This is a genomic window from Kitasatospora sp. NPDC049258 (genome assembly GCF_040678895.1).
Classification (GTDB): Bacteria; Actinomycetota; Actinomycetes; order Streptomycetales; family Streptomycetaceae; genus Kitasatospora.
This window is the reverse complement of record NZ_JBFAQT010000037.1, coordinates 1-19,442: the sequence shown is the minus strand read 5'-3', so window position 1 is coordinate 19,442 and position 19,442 is coordinate 1. Positions and strand designations below refer to the sequence as shown.

At 72.3% G+C, this 19,442-nt stretch carries 16 protein-coding genes, 1 rRNA gene, 1 pseudogene and 1 riboswitch; of the genes and pseudogenes, 5 read left to right on the top strand and 13 right to left on the bottom strand.

Features of this window, described 5'->3' with window-relative positions:
* Window positions 1–80 precede the first annotated feature (80 nt).
* Together AB0K43_RS25050 and AB0K43_RS25045 are read left to right on the top strand one after the other, a co-directional pair.
* Window positions 81–650 (top strand): hypothetical protein, encoded by a 570-nt coding sequence (locus AB0K43_RS25050; protein WP_363643404.1) that lies wholly within the window; start codon window positions 81–83, stop codon window positions 648–650.
* 335 nt (window positions 651–985) lie between these two features.
* Complete coding sequence (locus AB0K43_RS25045) at window positions 986–1,180, top strand: DUF5999 family protein (protein ID WP_363643402.1); 195 nt, start codon at window positions 986–988, stop codon at window positions 1,178–1,180.
* Between the two features lie 105 nt (window positions 1,181–1,285).
* Here AB0K43_RS25045 and gcvP read toward each other — a convergent pair whose 3' ends face one another.
* Window positions 1,286–4,183 carry an aminomethyl-transferring glycine dehydrogenase gene (gene gcvP, locus AB0K43_RS25040; protein WP_363643400.1) on the bottom strand — a complete coding sequence of 966 codons (2,898 nt, stop codon included), beginning with the start codon at window positions 4,181–4,183 and terminating at the stop codon, window positions 1,286–1,288.
* Between the two features lie 240 nt (window positions 4,184–4,423).
* A riboswitch (glycine riboswitch) is annotated at window positions 4,424–4,529 on the bottom strand.
* A 199-nt stretch (window positions 4,530–4,728) separates the two neighbouring features.
* Here gcvP and AB0K43_RS25035 point away from each other — a divergent pair.
* The 3 genes and pseudogenes from AB0K43_RS25035 to AB0K43_RS25025 form a co-directional block, all read left to right on the top strand.
* A pseudogene (locus AB0K43_RS25035) lies at window positions 4,729–5,055 on the top strand (PRC-barrel domain-containing protein); the annotation flags it as partial.
* 117 nt (window positions 5,056–5,172) lie between these two features.
* Window positions 5,173–5,919: a DUF2382 domain-containing protein gene (locus tag AB0K43_RS25030; protein WP_363643494.1), complete on the top strand. Its 747-nt coding sequence runs from the start codon at window positions 5,173–5,175 to the stop codon at window positions 5,917–5,919.
* Window positions 5,920–6,118: 199 nt separating this feature from the next.
* Window positions 6,119–7,597 (top strand): MFS transporter, encoded by a 1,479-nt coding sequence (locus AB0K43_RS25025; protein ID WP_363643399.1) that lies wholly within the window; start codon window positions 6,119–6,121, stop codon window positions 7,595–7,597.
* Window positions 7,598–7,739: 142 nt separating this feature from the next.
* On the opposite strand, the gene AB0K43_RS25020 is transcribed toward AB0K43_RS25025, so the two are convergent.
* The 12 genes from AB0K43_RS25020 to rrf all read right to left on the bottom strand — a co-directional run.
* On the bottom strand, window positions 7,740–9,107 hold the full coding sequence (locus tag AB0K43_RS25020) for a DNA polymerase IV (protein WP_363643397.1): 1,368 nt from the start codon (window positions 9,105–9,107) through the stop codon (window positions 7,740–7,742).
* Between the two features lie 88 nt (window positions 9,108–9,195).
* Window positions 9,196–9,864: an ElyC/SanA/YdcF family protein gene (locus tag AB0K43_RS25015; RefSeq protein WP_363643395.1), complete on the bottom strand. Its 669-nt coding sequence runs from the start codon at window positions 9,862–9,864 to the stop codon at window positions 9,196–9,198.
* 132 nt (window positions 9,865–9,996) lie between these two features.
* Window positions 9,997–10,686 (bottom strand): MerR family transcriptional regulator, encoded by a 690-nt coding sequence (locus tag AB0K43_RS25010; protein ID WP_363643393.1) that lies wholly within the window; start codon window positions 10,684–10,686, stop codon window positions 9,997–9,999.
* A 254-nt stretch (window positions 10,687–10,940) separates the two neighbouring features.
* Window positions 10,941–11,411: a bifunctional nuclease family protein gene (locus AB0K43_RS25005; RefSeq protein WP_033825432.1), complete on the bottom strand. Its 471-nt coding sequence runs from the start codon at window positions 11,409–11,411 to the stop codon at window positions 10,941–10,943.
* Window positions 11,412–11,517: 106 nt separating this feature from the next.
* Window positions 11,518–12,261, bottom strand: a complete 744-nt coding sequence (locus tag AB0K43_RS25000) for a MerR family transcriptional regulator (protein WP_363643492.1) — start codon at window positions 12,259–12,261, stop codon at window positions 11,518–11,520.
* 62 nt (window positions 12,262–12,323) lie between these two features.
* Complete coding sequence (locus tag AB0K43_RS24995; protein ID WP_363643390.1) at window positions 12,324–13,223, bottom strand: FHA domain-containing protein; 900 nt, start codon at window positions 13,221–13,223, stop codon at window positions 12,324–12,326.
* A gap of 181 nt (window positions 13,224–13,404) precedes the next feature.
* Window positions 13,405–14,346 carry a DUF881 domain-containing protein gene (locus AB0K43_RS24990; protein ID WP_363643490.1) on the bottom strand — a complete coding sequence of 314 codons (942 nt, stop codon included), beginning with the start codon at window positions 14,344–14,346 and terminating at the stop codon, window positions 13,405–13,407.
* 141 nt (window positions 14,347–14,487) lie between these two features.
* Complete coding sequence (locus AB0K43_RS24985) at window positions 14,488–14,820, bottom strand: small basic family protein (protein ID WP_033825430.1); 333 nt, start codon at window positions 14,818–14,820, stop codon at window positions 14,488–14,490.
* Window positions 14,817–15,887 carry a DUF881 domain-containing protein gene (locus tag AB0K43_RS24980; protein WP_363643388.1) on the bottom strand — a complete coding sequence of 357 codons (1,071 nt, stop codon included), beginning with the start codon at window positions 15,885–15,887 and terminating at the stop codon, window positions 14,817–14,819. Before AB0K43_RS24980 ends, AB0K43_RS24985 begins: the two co-directional genes overlap by 4 nt.
* Before the next feature lie 141 nt (window positions 15,888–16,028).
* Window positions 16,029–18,524: a mannose-1-phosphate guanyltransferase gene (locus AB0K43_RS24975; RefSeq protein WP_363643386.1), complete on the bottom strand. Its 2,496-nt coding sequence runs from the start codon at window positions 18,522–18,524 to the stop codon at window positions 16,029–16,031.
* 132 nt (window positions 18,525–18,656) lie between these two features.
* Window positions 18,657–19,268 carry a CDP-alcohol phosphatidyltransferase family protein gene (locus AB0K43_RS24970; RefSeq protein WP_363643384.1) on the bottom strand — a complete coding sequence of 204 codons (612 nt, stop codon included), beginning with the start codon at window positions 19,266–19,268 and terminating at the stop codon, window positions 18,657–18,659.
* Window positions 19,269–19,365: 97 nt separating this feature from the next.
* Window positions 19,366–19,442: ribosomal RNA gene (rrf, locus tag AB0K43_RS24965) — 5S ribosomal RNA — on the bottom strand; the annotation flags it as partial.

The following is a 19,442-nucleotide window of genomic DNA, read 5'->3' as shown; positions in this document are numbered from 1 at the left end:
CATGGCCAGGCCCCGCCACATCGACGCCATGCCGGTATGCCGCACTCGCACGCCGATCTCGCACGGAGAGGCGACTCACCATGACCATGCAGACCCCTCAGCCCCCGCCCAGCGCACTGCGCGCGGTGCTGGCCGCCCTCGACTCCGAGGCCGGACTCCGCCAGCCGGCGGCCTCCGTCCTGCGCCACGGCCCCGGCCCGCTGCTGCCCGCCCACCCCCTGGCGGTGTACGTGCTGGAGCACCCCGGCGCGAGTCCCACCGAGGCGAGGCGCACCGGGTGGCGGTTCCTGATCAAGAACGGGGCCGGCGAGTTCGCGGCCTCGGCCGAGGTGGTCGAAAACCCTGGTGGGCACACCTTCTCGCACTTCACGGCGGGCCCCTACCTGGATTCCACGCTGCGGGCGCTGCGGCAGGCCTGGCAGCTGGCCCAGGCCTCGCACTCCCGGCACCAGCCGAGGCTGCTCTCGATGCCGGGCCACTACGCGACGGCGCTGTGGCTACACAGCCCCGCCCCCGGCGAGGATCTGATCATCCCGCTCGCCCCGGCCCCGGTGGGCGTCACCGCGCACCGGATCTACCCGGCGGCCGAGTTGCTGGCCACCCTCGACCACTCCCCCGTCGCCACCCCCGTGCTGCTCGGCGGTTCCTGACCTCGCACCCACCGGCTCCCGCGCCGGCACCACCCGGACGGGCCATTCGCGACTGACCGATTCGAGTCAGTCATGGATGGCCCGTCCGGCGTTCGGCAAGGCCACGGACCCGCCGGTCGGGTGGTCTCCGGCCCGGACCTGTGGCGCAACTCACGAAAAGGCTGCGCGAGGGCATCCGGATGCCGACACTGGGAACCAGCACGGAGGACCAGCTGTCCTACCCGGTGCGGAGCCGGTTCACACCTGAGCCGGCCGGCAGGATCCGCCGGCAGGGCGGCGCCCAGGGGGGTGGCCGTGCGGCGGGTGTGGATCGCGAGCGAAGCGAGGGTACAACGATGTGCCAGCACCGACCTGAGTGTCCTACCGCCGACTCCCCCGACCGCGAGGCGGCCGTCCCCGTGGCGCTCCACCCCGACCAGGGGTGGAGCCTGTTGTGCAACGGCGTCCTGCTCTTCGAGGACACCGGCGAGCTGCTGCCCGACGGCCGGGTGATCGCACCGCACCGGCCGCTGGCCCTCGCCGCGCTCTGACGGCGCGCGGCGGCACCGAGCCGGACCCAGCAGCACCGGGCGAGCACCGGGCAAGGCCGAGGGCCCCGGAGGAGTCGATCCTCCGGGGCCCTCGGTTCACCGGGCTCAGACGCCGTACTCGTCCAGCGGCGGGCAGGAGCAGACCAGGTTGCGGTCGCCGTAGGCGCCGTCGATCCGGCTCACCGGCGGCCAGTACTTGTCGGCGGGGTTGACGCCGGCCGGGAAGACGGCTTCCTGGCGGCTGTAGGCGTGCTCCCAGTCACCGGCCATGGTGGCGGCGGTGTGCGGGGCGTTGCGCAGCGGGTTGTCCTCGGCCGGCCAGGCACCGGAGCCGACCTTCTCGATCTCCGCGCGGATCTCGATCATCGCGGCGCAGAACCGGTCGATCTCGTGCAGGTCCTCGGACTCGGTGGGCTCGATCATCAGCGTGCCGGCCACCGGGAAGGACATGGTCGGGGCGTGGAAGCCGTAGTCGATCAGACGCTTGGCGATGTCGTCCACGCTCACCCCCGTCTCCTTGGTGAGCGGGCGCAGGTCGATGATGCACTCGTGCGCGACCAGGCCGCCGGGGCCGGTGTAGAGCACGGGGTAGTGCGGGGCGAGCCGCTTGGCGATGTAGTTGGCGTTCAGCACCGCGACCTGGGTGGCGCGCTTGAGGCCCTCGCCGCCCATCAGCCGGACGTACGCCCAGGAGATCGGCAGGATCGCGGCGGAGCCCCAGGGAGCGGCCGAGATCGGGCCGACACCGGTGGCCGGGCCGGCCTCGCTCTGCAGCGGGTGGTTGGGCAGGTACGGCGCGAGGTGCGCGCGCACCGCGACCGGGCCGACGCCCGGGCCGCCGCCACCGTGCGGGATGCAGAAGGTCTTGTGCAGGTTCAGGTGCGAGACGTCCGCGCCGAACTTGCCCGGCTTGGCGAGGCCGACCAGGGCGTTCAGGTTGGCACCGTCCACGTACACCTGGCCGCCGGCCTCGTGCACCATGGCGCAGATCTGGGTGATCTCGGTCTCGTACACGCCGTGGGTGGACGGGTAGGTGACCATCAGCACCGAGAGCTGGTCGCGGTGCTGCTCGATCTTGGCCTTGAGGTCCTCGACGTCCACGTCGCCGTCGACCAGGGTCTTCACCACGACCACCCGCATGCCGGCCATCACGGCGGAGGCCGCGTTGGTGCCGTGCGCGGAGGACGGGATCAGGCAGACGTCGCGCTCGGCGTCGCCGTTGGCCAGGTGGTAGGCGCGGACCGCGAGCAGGCCGGCCAGCTCACCCTGGGAGCCGGCGTTCGGCTGGATCGAGACGGCGTCGTAGCCGGTCACCTCGACCAGCTGCTGCTCCAGCTCGCGGATCAGGCTGAGGAAGCCGCCGACCTGCTCGACCGGCGCGAACGGGTGCAGCTGGCCGAACTCGGGCCAGGTCACCGGCTCCATCTCGGTGGTGGCGTTGAGCTTCATGGTGCAGGAGCCCAGCGGGATCATGCCGCGGTCCAGCGCGTAGTCACGGTCCGACAGGCGGCGCAGGTAGCGCAGCATCGCGGTCTCCGAGCGGTGGCTGTGGAAGACCGGGTGGGTCAGGTACTCGTCCGCGCGCAGCAGCCCGGCGGGCAGCGTGTCGGCGGCCTCGGCCACCTTGACGTCCTTCAGGCCGAAGGCGGCCCAGACGGCGGCCAGGTGCTCCCGGGTGGTGGTCTCGTCGCAGGAGATCGAGACGGTGTCGGCGCCGGCCCGGAACAGGTTGATCCCGGCCTCGGCCGCGGCGGCGACCACCTCGGCGGCGCGGCCGGGGACGCGCGCGGTGACGGTGTCGAAGAACGCGCCGTGGGCGAGCTCGACGCCGCCGGCCCGCAGGCCCTCGGCCAGGGCGGCGGCGTAGCGGTGGGTGCGGCGGGCGATGTCGGCCAGGCCGTCGGGGCCGTGGTAGACCGCGTACATCGAGGCCATCACGGCGAGCAGCACCTGGGCGGTGCAGATGTTGCTGGTGGCCTTCTCGCGGCGGATGTGCTGCTCGCGGGTCTGCAGCGCCAGGCGGTAGGCCCGGTTGCCGTCCACGTCGACCGACACGCCGACCAGGCGGCCGGGCAGGTTGCGGGCGAACTGGGCGCGCACGGCCAGGTAGCCGGCGTGCGGGCCGCCGAAGCCCATCGGCACGCCGAACCGCTGCGAGGTGCCGCAGGCGATGTCGGCGCCGAGCTCGCCCGGCGACTTCAGCAGGGTCAGCGCCAGCAGGTCGGCGGCGACCGCGACGACCGCGCCGAGGCCGTGCGCCTGCTGGATCAGCGGCGCCAGGTCGCGCACCACGCCGGAGGCGCCGGGGTACTGGAGCAGCACGCCGAAGACGCCGCGCTCCGCGATCTCGGCCGGGATGCCCTCGGACAGGTCGGCGACGACCACCTCGACGCCGGTCGGGACGGCGCGGGTCTCGATCACCGCCACGGTCTGCGGCAGGGTGTCGGCGTCGATCAGGAAGACCCCGCCCTTGACCTTGGTGACCCGGCGGGCCAGCGCCATCGCCTCGGCGGCGGCGGTGCCCTCATCGAGCAGCGAGGACCCGGAGGTGTCCAGGCCGGTCAGGTCGGAGACCAGGGTCTGGAAGTTGAGCAGCGCCTCCAGCCGGCCCTGCGAGATCTCCGGCTGGTACGGGGTGTAGGCGGTGTACCAGGCCGGGTTCTCCAGCACGTTGCGCAGGATCACCGGCGGGGTGAAGGTGCCGTAGTAGCCCAGGCCGATCATCGAGGTGAACACCTGGTTGCGGGCGGCGAGGGCGCGCAGCTCGGCGAGCACCTGGGCCTCGCTGCGGCCGGCCGGCAGGCCCAGCGCGGTCAGGCTCTTGATGGCGTCCGGGACGGCGGCGTCGGACAGCTCGTCCAGGGAGCCGTAGCCCACCTGGGCCAGCATCTTCTCCTGGGCGGCGACGTCGGGGCCGATGTGGCGGGTCTCGAAGGGGCTGGCCTGCTCGAGCTCGGCGAGGGTGGCGTCGCTGCGGCGACCGTTGGTCGGCTGGGCGTTCATGGGGGTCGAAGCCTCCTGGTCGATGACCGGCTGGGGTGCGGACGCCGACCGGTCGTCACCGCCGTGGGGACAGCGGGGAACCTTGAGCGCACGAACCCGACAGGCCTCCCCCTCTGTCATCGGGACCTGAGAGCTTCGCCCGCGCGGGAGGCCCGGAGGCCACCCGCCGGCTTGCACCGTCGGTGAAGGTGGTGCCGTCGGCTCCCGCGCCGGCGGTCCTGCCTTGCTTTCCAGAGTGACCTGTCCCACACGGTACGGGTGCCTGAGAGATTCCGGGGAGGAGTTGCTCCTTCGGCGCCCTGACGCCCGGCTTCGGCGGGCTCAGGGACTCTCCCGAGCGGGCTCGGCGGTCGCCGCCCAGGGTACCAGCGAGTTTCCCGCGGATCACGGGCCAGGGGCGGCGGATCCGGCGCCGCCGTGCCCCGGACGGCGGCGCCCGGGTCGCCCACGTCCGATTGATGGCTTTTCGTGTGAAGTGGCGGGCGGCCAGCTCCTTCGACCGCCCCCTCACGGCCATTCGCAGGAGCAGTTGGACGGAGGACAGCGTGCAGACCGATATCGATCCGCGCGACCTGATCGGACACAAGGCGGTCGACCGGAACGGTGACAAGATCGGCACGGTCGACGAGGTGTACCTCGACGACGCCACCGGCGAGCCTGAGTGGGCCGCGGTGCGGACCGGGATCTTCGGCCGGGACGCCTTCGTCCCACTGACCACCAGCGAGTTCGCCGGCGACGAGTTGCGGGTCCCGTACGACAAGTCGCTGATCAAGGAGTCTCCGGACTTCGGGGTGGGCCAGCACCTCTCCCCGGCGCAGGAGCTCCAGCTCTACCGCTACTACGGCCTGGACGCGGGCGGCCCGACACCGCCGGTCCCGGCCTCCAACGGTTCGGCGGCAGCGGCGACGACCGCGGCGGCCGCGACCGTGGCGGCGGGCGACCGCAGCAAGGACCTGGACTTCGGCAAGGTCTCCTCCGGCCCGGCCACGATGGCCCCGCCCGAGTCCTCGGCGTCCTCGTCGATGACCGCCCCGCCGTCCTTCGGCTCGGCCCCGCCGACCGCCGTGCCGATGGCGGTACCGATGACGGCACCCGCCGAGGCGCCCATGGTGCACGGCAGCCCGATGGCCACGGCGCTGCACACCGCGCCGCCGAGGCCCGCGCCCGAGACCCGGATGCCGGAGGAGAAGCGGCCCGAGCAGGAGCGGCCCGCGGAGCGGCAGCCCGAGCCCGAGCGGCCGGCCGGCCCGGCGCCGAGCGCGCCGAGCGGCCCGGTGGAGGTCACCTGCCGGGAGGAGCGCCTCGACATCACCACCCAGTGGCACGTGCTGGGCACCGCCCGGCTGCGCAAGTTCGTCACGAGCGAGCCGGTGGAGCGCAAGGTGCCGGTGGTCCGCGAGCGGGTCCGGGTGGAGCGGGTCCCGGTCACCGATTCCGAGCGGGCCGCGCTGACCGAGCAGGAGATCGCCGAGGGCGTCCAGGAGGTCACCCTGCGGGAGGAGCGGCCGGTGGTGCGCAAGTACCTGGCGCCGATCGAGCGGGTGCGCCTGGTGGTGGAGCGCTACACCGAGGAGGCCGTGGTCCGCGAGGAGCTGCGGCGCGAGCAGGTGGAGATCCACGACAGCACCACCCCCGCCGCCCCGGACACCCCGCCGGCCGGTCCGGCGCAGCGGTCGGCCCCGGCCGCCGGACCGATGCCGGACACCCACCGGCCGGAGCCGCTGCGGCCGTCCTGAGCCGGCGTCACCACCCCGGGCCCGCCGCCCGATCGAGGTCCCGTCCCCGCACTCGCGGGGACGGGACCTCGGCTTTGCTGAAGCTTCACCGATCGATATTTGACATACTGAACTATTCAGCGGCATGGTTACTTCATTCGATTCACTATCTCGTGCCTGAAGCACCGCGCTTCGGGCGGCCAGAACCGGAGGAAGAACCGTGAGTGAGGCATCACAGCCCGCCATCACGGCCGACAAGCCGACCAGCGCCCGGGTGCTCCCCGCCCTCGTGCTGGCCATGCTGGCGTTCAGCGTGGTGCAGACCGCAGTCGTCCCGATCCTGCCCTCGCTGGCCAAGGAACTGAACGTCTCCGGCTCCAACATCACCTGGCTGATGACGGCCAACCTGCTCTCGGCCGCCGTCCTCACCCCGCTGCTCGGCCGGTTCGGCGACCTGCGCGGCCGCAAGCCGATGCTGCTGGTCTCGCTGGCCGGTCTGGTGGCCGGCTCCGCGCTCGCGGTCGGCACCCACTCGTTCACCTGGCTGGTCGTGGCCCGCGTCCTGCAGGGCGCCGGCGGTGGTGTGCTGCCGCTGGCCATCAGCATCGTCCGCGACGAGCTCCCCCGGGAGAAGGTCACCGGCGGCGTCGCGATGATCAGCGCCTCGATGGGCGTCGGCAGCGGCCTCGGCCTGGTCGCCACCGGCCTGCTGCTGGAGCACTGGAGCTACAAGTCCATCTTCTGGATGGGCCTGATCTTCGGCCTGATCGCGGTCGCTCTGGTCGCCCTGCGGGTGCCCAAGGACCCGGTGGTCGACAAGGAGGGCGGCGCCGACCCGCTCGGCGCGCTCACCCTGGCCGGCTGGCTCTCCGCCCTGCTGGTCGCCGTGAGCCAGGGCAACAACTGGGGCTGGACCTCCAACAAGACCCTGGGCCTGTTCGCCGTCGCGGCCGTGGTCGCGCTGGTCTGGATCATCATCGAGACCAAGGTCAGCCACCCGCTGGTGGACATGAAGATGATGTCCCTCCCCGCCGTCGCCTTCACCAACATCTCCGGCCTGCTGATCGGCTTCGGGATGTACGGCTCCTTCCTGGTCATCAGCAACTTCGCCCAGACCCCCGAGAAGCTCGCCCACTACGGCTTCACCGCGACCGTGCTGCACGCCGGCGTCATGCTGCTCCCCTCCGCGGTCGGCTCGATGATCGCCGCCCCGGTCGGCGCGCTGCTGATCGCCCGTCGCGGTCCGCGGCTGCCGCTGGTGCTCGGCGGCGTGCTCGGCGCCGTCTCGATGGCCTACCTGGCCCTGCGGCACAGCGCCGAGGGCGACATCTACACCGCCTCCGCCGTCTTCGGCCTCGGCGTCGGCCTCGCCTACGCCGCCATGCCGGCGTACATCAACGGCGCCGTCCCGGTCGAGCAGAGCGGTATCGCCAACGGCATGAACGCGGTGCTGCGCACCGTCGGTGGCGCCGTCGGCACCGCCGTGATGGGCGCCATCCTGACCGGCGACACCATCAAGGGCCTGCCGATCCCGGTGCTGCTGCCCACCCTGGACGCCTACAAGCACGCCTTCTGGACGGCCGCCGTGATGTGCCTGGTCGCCGCCGCCGTGCCGTTCGCGATCCGCAGGATCAAGCCGGCCACCGCGCCCGTCGAGGCGGCCGCCACCAGCCCCGAGCTGGCCAAGACCGACGCCTGACGAGGCGTCCTTCCTCGCGGCCGGGACGGGACGCGAGGAGACCGGGCCCCGAGGCGGTCGACGAGGGCATCGCGACCGCCCGGGCCCGGCCCGGCAGACGGCTCCGCACCTGGGACGGGTGCGGGGCCGTTGTCGTACCCGGCTACCGCAGCGGCAGTGCCCCGGAGGGCTGCAGCCGCGGATCCTCGATCGCGAAGGTGCGGACCCGGCCGGGTGGGCTGTCCGGCGTCTCGAAGCGGACCGTCACCCGCCCCACCCCGCTGCCCTGCACCCAGCCCGGCCCGTACTCCTCGTGCGTCACGTCCTGCCCGGGCCACCAGCGGCGCACGGCCGGCGGCTCCGGCTCGGCCTCGGGCTCCGGCGCGGGCCGCTCCTGCCCCTCGAGCTCCGGCTGCTGCGCCGCGGCCTCCCGGACGGCCTGGGCGAACAGATCCTCCTGGGTGTAGTCCGCCAGCTGCGAGACGCCGACCCCGAGCAGCCGGACCCCGCCGGTGGTGTCCACCTGGAGGGCGAGCCGGCGGGCGGTGGAGGCGATCACCTCCTCGTCGTCGGTCGGCCCGCGCAGCGTCTCCGACCGGGTGAGCGTGGAGAAGTCGAACCGGCGGACCTTGAGCACCACCGTGCGGCCCGAGCGCCCGGCCGCCCGCAGCCGGCGCACGCAGCGGGCCGCCAGGACGTCGACCTCGTGCATGATGCGGTCCCGGTCGGCCAGGTCGACCTCGAAGGTGTCCTCGACCGACACGGACTTGGCGTCCCGGTCGGGCACCACCGCCCGCTCGTCGATGCCTATCGACATCTGGTACACCCCGGCCCCGTGCGCCCGCCCGAGCAGCTGCACCAGCTCCTCCAGCCCGGCCGCCGCCAGGTCGGCGACCGTGCTCAGCCCCACCCGCCGCAGCGCCTGCTCGGTCGCCGGCCCGATCCCCGGCAAGGCCCGCACCGGCATCGGGCTGAGCACCGCCTGCTCGGACCCGATCTCCACCAGCACCAGGCCGTCCGGCTTGGCCCGCTCGGAGGCGATCTTGGCCATCAGCTTGGACCCGGCGGCGCCGACCGAGGCCGTCAGTCCGGTCCGCTCGAGGATGTCGGCCCGCAGGTCCTCCGCCAGGGCCAGCACCAGCCGGGCCCCCTCGGCCGGCCCGGCGGCCGCCAGCGCCGGACCGTACGGGCCCGCCTCCAGGTCCACGAACGCCTCGTCCAGGCTGAGCGGCTCGACCAGCGGCGAGCGCTCCCTCAGCAGACCCATCACGATCTCGCTGGCCCAGCGGTAGGCCTCGAACCGGCCGGTCAGGAAGGCCGCGTTCGGGCAGAGCCGGCGGGCCTGGGCCATCGGCATCGCCGAGTGCACGCCGAACTTCCGCGCCTCGTACGAAGCGGTGGACACCACCCCGCGCCCGCCCAGGCCGCCGACCACCACCGCCTTGCCGCGCAGGCTCGGCTTGGCCGCCTGCTCCACCGCGGCGAAGAAGGCGTCCATGTCGAGATGGATGATGCTCGGCACCGTACGCACCGCTCGATCATCCCGCAGGGGTCTGACATTCCGTTCGAGCGGCGGGGCCGCCCGTGCCGGGCCGCCCGCGGTCGGTGGCCGGCCGCGGTCAGTGGCCGGCCGCGTCCGCCAGTGCCCGGCCGACCCCGGCCTCGTGCGGGCCGAGGAACTGCGGGTCGGGGCGCCACCAGGCGTCCAGCAGGGCCTTCCCCGCGCCCGGCACCTCTCTCAGACCGCCGTAGTACCAGGTGACGTCGGTCGGCTCGTCGACCCCCACCGCGTACGAGTCGATCCCCGCCGCCTCGCAGAGCGCCAGCGCCCGGCGGACATGGAAGGACTGACTGACCAGCACCGCCCGGTCGACCCCGAAGACCTGACGGGCCCGGGCGCAGGAGTCCCAGGTGTCGAAGCCCGCGTAGTCGCCGACCACCCGGATCTCCGGCACCCCGCGCTGGATCAGGTAGTGCCGCATCGCGTCCGGCTCGTCGTAGTCGGTGCTGCCGTTGTCGCCGGTCACCAGGATCGCCTGCACCTTGTGCTGCTGATAGAGCGCCAGCGCCGCGTCCAGGCGGTGCGCCAGGTAGGGCGAGGGCTCACCGTCGAACAGGCCCGCGCCGAAGACCACCGCGACCGGGGCGTCGGGCGCGCTGCGCACCGTACCGACCCGGTCGCTCTCGGCCAGCCAGAGCCAGCCGCTCGGAGCGAGCGCCAGGCAGGTCAGCAGCACCGCACCCTGGTACCAGCGGCGCTGCCCGCGCCGGCTGCCGAACCCCGGCATCCGACGCCCCCGAAGAATCCGGCGTGCCATCACCACTCCCCCGCCCTCGACCGACCCACCTGCCCCGACCCACCTGCCCCGACGCAGCGAAAGGCCCGGACGGTTCCCCGTCCGGGCCCTGGTCGCTGCGGGCTAGCCCGCGCGGTTGCGGCGCTGCGCCAGCTCGTCGGCCGGGTCGTGGCCCACCAGGGTCTCGCCGGTGTCGGTGCGCTCCCCGTGCAGCCGGCCCAGGACCGTCTCCAGCTCCTTGCCGACGGCGCCGACCGCGATGCCGAACATGCCCTGCCCACCGCCCAGCAGGTCGACCACCTGCTGCGGGGAGGTGCACTCGTAGACCGTCGCGCCGTCGCACATCAGGGTCAGCCCGGCGAAGTCGGCCGGCTCCGCGGACTGCAGGTGGCTCACCGCCACCCGGATGTTCTGCAGCGAGACCCCGGCGTCCAGCAGCCGCTTGACGATCTTGAGCAGCAGGATGTCGCGGAAGCTGTACAGCCGCTGGGCGCCGGCCGGGTACGCCGAGCGGACGCTCGGCTCCAGCAGCCCGGTACGGGCCCAGTAGTCCAGCTGCCGGTAGGTGATCCCGGCGGCCGCGCAGGCCGTCGGGCCGCGGTAGCCGAGCAGCGCCGAGGTGGGGGCGAGCCGCTCGATCGCGGGCTGGCCGGCCTGGACCGCGGGAAACCGCCCGACCCTGGGCAGCTCCGGCTCCCAGGTCTCGACCGCCGCCTCGGCACCCCACGGGGGCGCCGGCAGACTGCGACCGCTGCGCGGGAGGTGCACGGCGCACAGGCCCCCGGCAGCCAGGTCATCGCCGGTGCCGCTCATGCCAACCTCCGTCCACTGCTGCTGCGGGCCCTGGGGCCCCGGGTGGCCCAACCAACCGGAGCCATCCCTGACGGTAAGCAGTCGCCAGTGACGCGTCAACGATCGCCACGCCGAGGCTCACCGCCGATGTCACTCCACCGAGTGGTTTTCTCCGGCCTCGGAGTGGGAACGTGCAGACACTTCGCCCATCACGACTTGCGGACACCACCGGCCGAGGATAAAGAACCCGTCAACTGCCGGGCCGGGCGCCGGGGCTACTGCTGGCCGCCGAAGTCCTCCGGCGAGACCTGATCCAGGAACTCGCGGAACTTCTCGACCTCGTCCTCCTGCTCGTCGGGGATCGAGATGCCGGCCTCGGCCAGCACCTCCTCGCTCCCGTAGATCGGCGTACCGGTGCGCAGCGCCAGCGCTATCGCGTCGGACGGCCGGGCGCTCACCTCCACCCCGCCGGCGAAGACCAGTTCGGCGTAGAAGACGCCCTCGCGGAGGTCGTTGATCCGCACCTCGGTGAGCTGGTGGCCCAGCGCGTCCAGCACGTCCTTGAACAGGTCGTGCGTCAGCGGCCGCACCGGCGTCATGCCCTGCTGGGCGAAGGCGATCGCGGTCGCCTCGCCCGGACCGATCCAGATCGGCAGATACCGATCGCCCCCGACCTCCCGCAGCAGCACGATCGGCTGGTTGGACGGCATCTCCACCCGGACACCCACGACGTCGAGCTCATTCACACTGGCAACCCTATGGCCCACACGGCCGATATGAAAGCGCAGCCGGTCCGGCCCACCCGATTCCGGCCTCCACCTGGCCGGTCACCGCCCGCGGCGGGCCGTGACCCTACGCCTTCGGACGCAGCCCGGCCTGCACCATCGCCGCGTGCAGGCGCACCGAGAGGGTGGCCAGCTCGCGCGCGGTGGCCTCGGCATGGGCGCGGGTCTGCGGGTTGCGGTGCCGGCGCAGCGGGGCGACCACCTGGTCGACCAGCGCCACCTCGCGGTCCGCCGCCGCCTTCATCGCCCGTAGGTGCCGCGGCTCCAGCCCGTACCGGCCGAGCTCGGCGACCAGCCGGGCGATCTGCAGCGTGTCGCCGTCGAAACCGCCGTCCGGGCCCGCCGAGACCAGCCCGTAGGCCTCCCACTCGGCCAGCTCCCCCTCGACCGCCTCGGCGGCCGCCAGCAGCTCGGCCCGCCCGAGCCGGACCCCGGGCGACGGCGACCCGGCCGCGACCAGCTCGCGGTCGGCCTCCTCCATCGGCCCCGGCCGGTGCTCGGGCGCCGGCAGCGCGGGGGGCTGCTCGCCCCGTTCGATCGCGTCCAGGTGCTCGCGGATCACCCGCAGCGGCAGGTAGTGGTCGCGCTGCATGCGCAGCACGTACGCGAGCCGCTCGACGTCGGCGGGGCTGAACTTCCGGTAGCCCGACGGGGTCCGCTGCGGCTCCACCAGCCCCTCCGCCTCCAGGAAGCGGATCTTGGAGATGGTGACCTCGGGGAAGTCGTCCCGCAGGAAGGCCAGCACGGCGCCGATGCTCAGCAGTTCGTCGCCCCGCCGCCGTGCCTCGCCCGCGCGCCGCGAGGCGGGCACGGGCGAGGACCCGAGGAAGGTGGGAGTGTTAGCGGTCACTCGGGCTCCAGCCGAAGTCGTGGTCAGTACCCCCGGTAGTGGCTGGCGAAGAACACCAGCCGGTACTTGCCGATCTGGACCTCGTCGCCGTTGTTCAGCGCGACCTCGTCGATCCGCTCCCGGTTGACGTAGGTGCCGTTGAGGCTGCCCACGTCGGCCACCGTGAAGCCGCCGTCCTGACGGCGACGGAACTCCACGTGCCGGCGCGAGACCGTCACGTCGTCCAGGAAGATGTCGCCCTGCGGGTGGCGGCCGGCCTCGGTGACGTCCGAGTCCAGCAGGAAGCGGCTACCCGCGTTCGGACCGCGCTGGACGATCAGCAGGGCCGAGCCCGGCGGCAGCGCGTCGATGGCGGCCAGCACCTCGGGCGACAGCGCCGGGGTGGCGCCGGTGCCGGTGGCGTTGGGGTCGTAGGACTCCAGGCCGGAGATGGTGATGGTCGAGGTGGTCTCGGCCGCACCCTCCTGGTGCACCCCGGCGCGCAGCGGCGTACCGCAGTTGGAGCAGAACCTGGCCGTGACCGGATTCTGGTTGCCGCACCGGGGACACGGAGTGGAGCCGGCCATGTTCACTGCCTCCTGGCGCGGCACACCCGGCTGGACGTGCCCGGCGTAGGGGTCCGGGGCAAACCCTCCACCAGAGGTTGAGGGTCCTGTCGGGAAACCTATGCGCGGCGCGCCCGAGGAATCAACCGACGCGCCGTACGCCGCGCCGAAGCCTTCGGTGGGGATGCCGGCGCCCTGGGTCGCGTTGTCGTCGCGGTACAGCGGCCGCTGCTGCTGGGCGTACTGGTCCGCGTCCGGCGCGGGCCGCATGCCCGGCACGCCGGATTCCTCGTCGGCGCGGCGGTGCCGCGCCGTGGGCGCCTCGACGGCCACGTCGCGACGGTTGCTGCGGCCGAAGAGCTTTGCGAAGAAACTCACGGGCGAATCCCCTTGTGTGTGACAGACCCGCCCGCGGGGCAGGGTGAGAGGCTCGGGCACGAGCTGGGCCCGGGATCGGGCCGGTGCCGAGCAGGTGTTGTGTCCCAGTGTGACCGACCGTCGACAGTCGTCCACCACCGGGTCCTGACGGGAGTTGACGGCGCGTCCGGAATCCGACCCGTCACTTCGCCGCCGGCTTGCCGTACTGCAACTGCTTGGGAGCGGCCAACGCGTCGACGACGACCTTCTGCTGCTGGGTGATGGTGGCGCGCGCCTGGTGGTTCTCCAGCGTCCGCACCACGCCGCCCGGGATGTTCAGGGCAGGGGTCAGGTCCTGCGGGTTGCCGACCACGGTGAACCGGAACGGCTGCGACACGTCCTTGCCGTCGATCTGCACGCCGCCGGACGACCCGTCGGTGAAGTAGGTACCCGCCACCACTCGAACATCGTTGATCTGAATCGCCTCCGCCCCCGCCGCTCGCAGTTCTTGCAGGGTGTCCAGCAGCATATCTGCCTTCACCTGCCCTTGGGGATCATCGATGGTCAGGACGATCCCCGGCCCGGTCGCCGGGACCGTACCTGCCAGAACGCCGAGCTCCGCCGTCTTCTTCCTGGTCTGCTCCTGCGCCTCCTTGGCCTGGTTGGAGCTGTTCTCCAACTGGGCCATGGACTGCTCGAGCTGCGTCTTCTCCTGCTGGAGACGCTGCTGGCGGCTGTCCAGTTCGTCGAGGATCCGGACAAGATCCTCCTGCCGCGCGCCGCGCAGCTGGTCGTGGTCGTTGGTCGACCGGACCTGGATCGCCAGGGCCAGCCCGAGCGAGAACAGCAGCACGGCCACCACCAGCTGGCCGCGGGAGATCCGCAGCGGCCACATCGCGGCCCGCAGCCGCCGCCGGCCGTCCGCCGGCTCCTCGGGCGCCGCCGGCGCCTCCGGCCCGGGCTGCTGCTGCGGCGCCTCGGCCGGTGTCCGGAGCGCCGGCTCCACGGGCTCCGCCGCCTCCCCCGCCGCGTCCGCCTCCGGACCGGGGGCAGGCTCCACCGCCGGCTCGTCGGGTACCGGCTGGGGCTCGGGCTCGGGCTCCCGGTCGGGAGCCGCTGCCGGCACCGGCTGTGCCTTCGGCAGGGCCTGCGCGGCCGGCTCCGGCGCGGCATCCGGCCGCTCCCGGGGCCGCTCCGCCGGCTCGGCGCGGTCGGGCTGGTCGGGCAGGTCGGGCTGGTCGGGCAGGTCGGGCTTGTCGTCGTCCTTGTCCACGCCTTGCGCTCCCTACGCCCTGAACACGTGCCGGCGAATGGCCGCCGCGTTGGAGAAGATCCGGATGCCGAGCACCACCACCACACCGGTGGACAGCTGCGATCCGACCCCGAGCTGGTCGCCGAGGAAGACGATCAGCGCCGCGACCACCACGTTCGAGAGGAACGAGACCACGAACACCTTGTCGTTGAAGATGCCGTCCAGCATCGCCCGCACACCGCCGAACACGGCGTCCAGCGCCGCCACCACCGCGATCGGCAGGTAGGGCACCACGGCGTCGGGGACCTCGGGCTGGACGAACAGGCCGACGACCACGCCGATCACGAGACCCAGTACGGCAATCACGGTGTTGGAACTCCTGTCCCTGCGGTGGACGATGCGGTGGCGCTCTTGGAGCCGGACGGCTTGGCCGCCCGGGTCGACTTCGCGGCCGACGGGGAGTGCGAGGGCGACGGCGAGGACGACGGCGGTGGCGAGGACGAGGGCGCCGAGGGCGACGGCGAGGCGGCGGCGGACGGCGACGCGGTCTCGGGCGTGTCGGGCCTGGCGAACCGGAGCGTGATCCCCGCCGCCGCCGGCAGCTGGAGGTTCTTCTGCACGGACAGGCTCGACTTGATCCCGTAGCTGTCCTGGATGATCCGCAGGTAGCGCCCGGCCTCGTTGTCCTGGAAGGCCTGGCCGAGCTGCTTGCCGTCCCCGAGCGCCAGCACGGTGTACGGCGGCACCAGCGGGCGGTTGTCGACCAGGATCGCGTCACCGGCCGCCCGGATCGCCGACAGCGCGGTGAGCCGCTGCCCGTTGACCGAGACCGCCTCCGCGCCGGCCAGCCACAGGCCGTTCACCACCAGCTGCAGGTCATGGTCCTTCAGCCGGCCGGAGTTGCGGAAGCTCTCGGCCTCGCGAGGGTTGTTGATGTTGCCGCCGGCACCGGTGCTGCTGGCGTCCTCGATCACCAGCTTCACCCCGGGGCCGCTGATCCCGCCCGCCCCGGTCCCGGCCGCCAGCGCGGCCAGTCCGCCGTCGCCACCGGCCCGTAGGGCGTCCTGCTGGGTGGCGGCGACCTTGTCCCGCAGATCGCCGACCTGGCGCTGGAGGCGGTCCGCCGAACCCGTCGCGTCCTTGATCCGGTGCACCAGCGCGTCCCGCTCCTTGGCCAGCGTCGGCTCGGCCTCGTGCGAGGTCACCGCCCCCACCGTGACCACGGTGGCCGCCAGCGCGAGACCCAGCGCCAGGGTGAGCCGACCGCGCAGCGAGGACGGCAGCCGGCTGCTCCCCTCCACCCCCTGGGCCCTGGCCGCCTCGGCGTAGCCGTCGTCCAGACTGTGGTCCATCACGGTGGTCAGCAGGGACATCGAGGCGTCCGGGCGCGAGAAGCGTCCGTCCCGGTCACTCGGCGTCGGCGTTGCTGGCATGCGGGACATCGTCCCATGTCCCCGACCGGGCGTACGACCTACCCCCGGGGTCCCCGGGCCCATTGCAGGTCGGATCGTGACATTACGGGCAGCACGGCGGGGCGGGACGGACCTACCGCCCCACCCCGCCGTCCGTCGGCGCTACCGGCCCGCGGAGTCCACCACCGCACCCCAGTCGTCCAGCAGCTGCTGGGCCGCCTGGTCGTCCGGGCCCTCCGCCCACAGGTGGGTGACCGCCTCGGCCGGGTCCGGCAGGACCAGCGTCCAGCGGCCGTCGGGCTCGACCACCCGCACCCCGTCCGTGGTGTCCAGCCGCCGGGTGCCGGCCGCCTCCACCACCGAGCGCATGACCATGCCCTTCGCCGCCCACGGCGTCGCGATGTCCCGGCGCTGGATATGGGCCTGCGGGATCCGGGCGTCGATCTGGCTGAGCGTCAGCTGGGTCCGCGCCACCAGGCCGACCAGCCGGACGAACGCCGCGGCGCCGTCCAGCACCCCGCTGAACTCCGGCACCACGAAGCCACCACGGCCGTCACCGCCGAACACCGTGCCCTCGGCGGCGGCCGCCTTGGCCAGGTCGTCCGGCGAGGTGGACGTCCAGATCACCTGGGTCCCGTGGTAGGCCGCGACCTGCTCGGCGATCCGGGTCGTGGTCACCGGCAGCGCCACCTGCCCGCTGCGCCGCTCCGCGGCCACCAGGTCGAGCAGGACCAGCAGCGCCCGGTCGTCCTCGATCACCCGGCCGAGCTCGTCCACGAAGGAGACCCGCTCGCCGACCGGGTCGAAGCGCACCCCGAAGGCCGCCCGGGAGGAGGCCACCAGCTCACCGAGCCTGGCCAGCCCGGCCCGCCGCTCCTCCGCGTCCTCGGTCGGCCTGGACTCGTCCAGACCGCCGGCCACCGTCAGCGCCTCGACGCCGAGCCGGCCGAGGATGCTGGGCAGCACCAGACCGGCGCTGCCGTGCGCCGCGTCCACCACGACCTTGAGCCCCGCCTCCCGGACCCCGGTGATGTCGACGGCCCGCAGCAGATTGCTCGCGTACGAGTCGAAGACGCTGGCCGGGTGCAGCAGGTCGCCGATCTCACCGGGGAACGCCCGCCGGAACTCCTGCCGGGAGTAGACCCGGTCGAGCTTTCGCTGCCCCGCCTGCGACAGATCGGCGCCCCGCTCGTCGAAGAACAGGATGTCCAGCGAGTCCGACACCCCCGGCGTGGTCCGCAGGAACACCCCGCCGGCACTGCCCCGCGCCGTGTGCTGCCGGGCCACCGGCATCGGTACGTTCTCCAGGTCGCGGACGTCGATCGCACTGGTCTGCAGCGCCGAGATCATCGCCCGCTTGAGCGCCCGCGCACCACGCGAGTGGTCACGCGCGATGGTGACGGTCGCCCCCTTCTTCAGCGTGGTCGCGTACGCCCCGGCCAGCCGGACCGCCAGCTCCGGGGTGATCTCGACGTTGAGCACGCCGGACACGCCGCGCACCCCGAAGAGGTGCTCCTGGCCGCGCGACTCCCAGATCACCGAGGTGTTGACGAAGGCCCCGGCCTCGATGGTCTTGAACGGGTAGACCCGGATGTTGGCGGCGATGTTCGACTCTTCGCCGATCAGGCACTCGTCACCGATCACTGCCCCGTCGTCGATCCGCGCGGCCCGCATCACATCGGTGTTCTTCCCGACCACGCAGCCGCGCAGGTTGCACTGCGGACCGATGTAGACGTTGTCGTGGATCACCGCCTTGTGCAGGAACGCGCCACGCTTGACGACCACGTTGCTGCCGAGCACCGTGTGCTCGCGCAGCTCCACCCCGGCCTCCACCTTGGCGTAGTCGCCGATGTAGAGGGGCCCCCGCAGGATGGCCTCCGGGTCGACCTCGGCACCCTCGGCGATCCACACGCCCGGTGAGATCTCGAAGCCGTCCAGCTCGACCTGGACCTTCCCCTCCAGGACGTCCGCCTGGGCCTTCACATAGCTCTCGTGGGTGCCCACGTCCTCCCAGTAGCCCTCGGCGACGTACCCGAAGACCGGCTTGCCCTCCTTGAGCAACTGGGGGAAGACATCGCTCGACCAGTCCACCGACTCGCCGGCCGCGACGTAGTCGAAGACCTCCGGCTCCATCACGTAGATACCGGTGTTCACGGTGTCCGAGAACACCTGGCCCCAGGTCGGCTTCTCCAGGAAGCGCTCGACCCGGCCTTCGTCGTCAGTGATCGTGATACCGAATTCCAAGGGGTTGGGCACGCGCGTCAGACATACGGTGACGATCGCGCCCTTCTCACGGTGAAAGGCGATCAACTCGGAAAGATCGAAATCGGTGAGCGCATCCCCGGAGATCACCAGGAAGGAGTCGTCCTTGAGCGCGTCCTCGGCGTTCTTGACGCTTCCCGCCGTACCCAGCGGGGTTTCCTCATTGGCATAGGTGAGGTGCATACCCAGGTCTTCGCCGTCACCGAAGTAGTTCTTGACCAGGGAGGCCAGGAACTGGACGGTCACGACGGTGTCCGAGAGGCCGTGCTTCCTGAGCAGCCTCAGCACGTGCTCCATGATCGGCCGATTGGCGACCGGCAGCAGCGGCTTCGGCATGCTCGAAGTCATCGGGCGGAGGCGGGTGCCCTCTCCGCCTGCCATCACAACGGCTTTCATTGCGGGTGCGTCCTCCTTCTCGGTGGTGAACCCTGTGGATCCATCAAACCGTTCAAGAGCTTGTCTACCCGGATCAAACCGTCCGACGCACCGTGTCGACCGTGTGAAACCTCTCGGCCGACCCCGTCCGGCTCAGGCCGCCGCGGCCCGCGCCGCCTTCACGATCTGCCGGGCCTGCACCGCGTAGAGGATGCCGGCCCACCAGTACAGGACCGTGCCCCACCAGATGAAGGCCCAGCTGACCACCTCCGCGGTCGCGGAGATCCAGCTCGAACCGGCGCCGAGCAACAGCAGCGGGAAGGCGTACATCAGGTTGAAGGTCGCCGCCTTGCCCAGGAAGCTCACCTGCAGCGGTCCGTACCCGTACCGGGACAGGATCGGCAGCAGCGAACCGATGAAGACCTCCCGGGCCAGCAGGAGTGCGGTCACCCACCACGGCAGGATCTCCCGCCAGGTCAGCCCGATCAGCGTGGAGAGCACGTACAACCTGTCCGCGGCCGGATCCAGGATCTGCCCCAGCCGGCTGATCTGCCCCCAGCGCCGGGCCAGCTTCCCGTCGAGGTAGTCGCTCACCCCGCTCACCATCAGCAGCGCGATCGCCCAGCCGTCGTTGTTCGGCCCGCCGAACACCGGCCACAGGATCAGCCACAGGAAGACCGGGACTCCCACCAGCCGGCCCATGCTGAGCAGGTTGGGAATGGTGAGGATGCGGTCCGTCTGGACACGCGTCTCCTGGACCTCCACCGGGGGGCCTCCTGGTGCTCACGACAACTTGTGCGGCATTGACCATACAACAAAAAAGCCCCCCACCCGTGAGGGTGGAGGGCTTCTCTGAAAGATTGTTCGGCGGCGTCCTACTCTCCCACAGGGTCCCCCCTGCAGTACCATCGGCGCTATGAGGCTTAGCTTCCGGGTTCG

Coding starts and splice junctions, on each gene's coding strand:
- AB0K43_RS25050 (WP_363643404.1), top strand. CDS start 81: ATGACCATGCAGACCCCTCAGCCCCCGCCCAGCGCACTGCGCGCGGTG.
- AB0K43_RS24975 (WP_363643386.1), bottom strand. CDS start 18,524: ATGAAAGCCGTTGTGATGGCAGGCGGAGAGGGCACCCGCCTCCGCCCG.
- AB0K43_RS25030 (WP_363643494.1), top strand. CDS start 5,173: ATGGCCCCGCCCGAGTCCTCGGCGTCCTCGTCGATGACCGCCCCGCCG.
- AB0K43_RS25015 (WP_363643395.1), bottom strand. CDS start 9,864: ATGCCGGGGTTCGGCAGCCGGCGCGGGCAGCGCCGCTGGTACCAGGGT.
- AB0K43_RS25010 (WP_363643393.1), bottom strand. CDS start 10,686: ATGAGCGGCACCGGCGATGACCTGGCTGCCGGGGGCCTGTGCGCCGTG.
- gcvP (WP_363643400.1), bottom strand. CDS start 4,183: ATGAACGCCCAGCCGACCAACGGTCGCCGCAGCGACGCCACCCTCGCC.
- AB0K43_RS24980 (WP_363643388.1), bottom strand. CDS start 15,887: ATGCCAGCAACGCCGACGCCGAGTGACCGGGACGGACGCTTCTCGCGC.
- AB0K43_RS25045 (WP_363643402.1), top strand. CDS start 986: ATGTGCCAGCACCGACCTGAGTGTCCTACCGCCGACTCCCCCGACCGC.